Origin of the sequence: Acetobacterium fimetarium, from assembly GCF_014284475.1 — a bacterium.
Lineage (GTDB): Bacteria > Bacillota > Clostridia > Eubacteriales > Eubacteriaceae > Acetobacterium > Acetobacterium fimetarium.
In genome coordinates, this window is sequence record NZ_WJBC01000057.1 from 1 (window position 1) to 2,890 (window position 2,890).

Sequence of the window (2,890 nt, forward strand, 5' to 3'; positions counted from 1 at the left end):
GATTTTATGTCGCCCGATGATTTTGAAAAACTATTTGCAAAAATGAACAAATCGGATTTGCAATTAGCTGGTTAAGATGAGGATAAACTTCTCATTTTAATTTGTACTAAATCTTGACAGAAGACCATTGTATGTCAGATTGCCACATCCTGTAATTAACTTAAGCCTGTTCGAACGCCTATCCAAAATACGTCAGCCGAACACAAAAAAGCACGCCAATACGTGTCCGTTTTGGCGTGCTTTTTTTGTGGCAAACGCTACTGCAGGGAATCCTTTACCTGCTGAAAATCATATCCCGGCGAAACCGTTGAAATCTCTTTTAAGATGGTTTCGGGCGGAACCGTTTCGGGAATTTTGAAAAGCGCATAGAAGTCTTTTGCATTCATGCCTAAACTGTCCATTGCTTGCTGAATGCTCATCGAGCCTTTAATACCGCTGACATCAATGGCATCTGATGTTGCCGCATCGCCAGAAGATCCCGTTGCAGCTGCTCCATTGGCAGCTCCGCCGGCATTGGCTTTCGCCGCATCGAATTGATAATCCGGAACCAGCGCTGAAATATTCTTGAATTGCGTATCCTGGGGGACGCTTTGGGGAATCGCCAGTTGCTGATACACTTCATCCAAAGACAGTCCAGTGAGGGTGGTAGCTTCTTCGATGGTGTTGTAGCCTTTCACTTCATAGATGGGAATAACCTCACCCTGGGCAACGGATAATGGCAATATTTGAAAATTCCCGGTTATCTGAGCTATTACAATCGTGCCAAAGAATAAACCGACCACCACTACCACCATCACCATGGGATGGACACTTTTCCGGGCAACCTTGACCTCAAGCGCTCCTTTGCTGGGGCAAGCCAGGACACATTCGTTACAGTTGATGCACTCTGGCGTCGTAATCCGTTCTGCCTTTTCGATCTCAATGTTCACCGGACAGGATTTATCACACTTCTTGCAGTGAACACAAAGACTATCATTACGAACTACTTTTGTCGGGCTCAGTTTTCCGATAATCGCATAGAAAGCGCCGGCCGGACACAAATATTTGCAGAAAAACCGGTCGTACAGGAATGAACCGATGATGGTAATAAATAGGAGCGCAAAACCGATTATTGCTAACGGGTCTTCCGCAATTGAACCGGAAATTGCGGATAAATGAGAATATGCCGCATAGGGATCATAGGGAGCCATCCAGAGCGAACCATAATACCAGGCCATTCCCACGGTAAAAACGAGAACGAAATATTTGAGATACCTCGCCAATCGATCAATTTTTGGAGGGATGATCAAACGTTTTTTGAATATTTTCTGGCCGATTTTCGCGAACACTTCCTGCAGCGCCCCAAAAGGACAAAGCAATCCACAAAAACTCCTTCGAAACAGGACTGCCAGGGCTAAAGTCAGTACCAGCAGAACGACCGTGCCGGTATAAATTTTCTTGATAAAGGTGCCCGTCAAGAGCAGTGTATACAGGCTTTCTAAAGCCCCGTAGGGACACAAGGCATGAATTGACGGTGCTTTCCCGCCGCCCAGAACCTGATGCATATAGGCTTCATAGGTAACCCAGATAAGAAGACCTACCAAAACCAGGAGTCTTGTCCATTTTGCTGCTTTATTCCAATTCATTTTCACTTATAATACCTCGCTTTCTAAAAAACTTGATGTGTTAAATATGCATATCTAGCTTCACTTGATGATTGCTAAACCCAACTGATAAATAAGATCTTTTTTGTATTTATTAATCCAATTCAAACAAGAATAATTTCCTTATGTTCCCTTATACCCATTTTGCTGGCAATAGACCATCAAAAACCATGTTTCTTTGATTCGACATTCCTTTCTTAATTGATTTTTAAACGCTTACTCTAATGGGTAAATTCTATATTTGATTGATGTCATTTTTGTGTCAGAATTAATGATACCCAAAAAAGAAACTCAGCTAATTCGTTTCCTCCATTATTTCAAAAAATAAAAAAAAGGAGCTGTCAATAAATTAAACAGCTCCTCTTTTCATCACTACCGCGGCAATGGTATCGCCTACTTAAAGCTTTTTTGTTAAAAAAAGCGCTGATTGTTACCAGCAAAATGCCGGCTCTGTAAATCGCAAATATAATGGCACTTGGTCGTTTTGTTCGTCATGTCATCCTGATCGGCTGGCACTTTAACGGTCAGGCTTGTGCAGCCATCCCCAATATATCAAAAGACAAGATATTAAAGCCGGAACGATGATTTGGATTGTATTTAAAAATGGTGTTATCGTAATTCCAAAGAGGCTAATCGGTAAAACGCCGCTTAGTCCCAGTGATGCATGCACAACTGCTTCCCATGCAGTTACCCCTGCAAAGAATTTACAAAGCTCTTTGACCATAGCAATTCCTCCTTGTAAGATACATATAGGGTAAGTGATCAAAACTTAACCCGAATGTTCTTTGATAATTTTAAACTTATTGTTCGGATCAATCAGCGACACCAGGATTTGATTTCTTTAAACATCATGTTATAATCGCTTTGTCAGAGAGATAGATGTGCGTTCCTCCTGGATCCCTTTCTTAATAAAGGACTTATCCGTGAATTAGCGTGTCACTCCACAAGGACGATTCGATGTTTAGCTGGTTGGGCCACCCTCGGGTGTTACCCGTTTCAAATGCAAGGTTGTCTGGCGTTCTTCTTTCGTGGATGCTCTGATTGATTCAAACAGAAAGGTTGTGTTGCTTTGTCCAAATTTTTAAATGATTTTGTCGTTGGCATTGACGTTTCCTCAGAGTTTTCTGTGGTCGCCATGCTGGAGCCTAATGGCTCACTGATTCGCAAGCCCTTTCGGATTGATCACAATCCGGCCGGTTTTAACAAGCTGCTCGGCATTCTCAAAAAAGAAGAAGAGCGGCTGAAAC

2 protein-coding genes and 1 pseudogene are annotated in these 2,890 nt (G+C 42.4%); 1 reads left to right on the forward strand and 2 read right to left on the reverse strand.

Annotation, left to right across the window (positions count from 1 at the left end):
- Positions 1 to 257: 257 nt before the first annotated feature.
- Together GH808_RS14950 and GH808_RS14955 are read right to left on the reverse strand one after the other, a co-directional pair.
- Entirely contained in the window at positions 258 to 1,625 is a 1,368-nt protein-coding gene (locus tag GH808_RS14950; RefSeq protein WP_186843586.1) for a 4Fe-4S binding protein, read from the reverse strand.
- 535 nt (positions 1,626 to 2,160) lie between these two features.
- Positions 2,161 to 2,367, reverse strand: coding sequence for a hypothetical protein (locus GH808_RS14955; protein WP_186843585.1), 207 nt, complete (start codon positions 2,365 to 2,367; stop codon positions 2,161 to 2,163).
- 345 nt (positions 2,368 to 2,712) lie between these two features.
- Between GH808_RS14955 and GH808_RS14960 the strand changes: the two are divergent.
- Positions 2,713 to 2,890: pseudogene (locus GH808_RS14960) on the forward strand (IS110 family transposase); the annotation flags it as partial.

Excerpts from the sequence above, each read along its gene's own strand:
- GH808_RS14955 (WP_186843585.1), bottom strand. The coding sequence starts at position 2,367 with ATGGTCAAAGAGCTTTGTAAATTCTTTGCAGGGGTAACTGCATGGGAA.
- GH808_RS14950 (WP_186843586.1), bottom strand. The coding sequence starts at position 1,625 with ATGAATTGGAATAAAGCAGCAAAATGGACAAGACTCCTGGTTTTGGTA.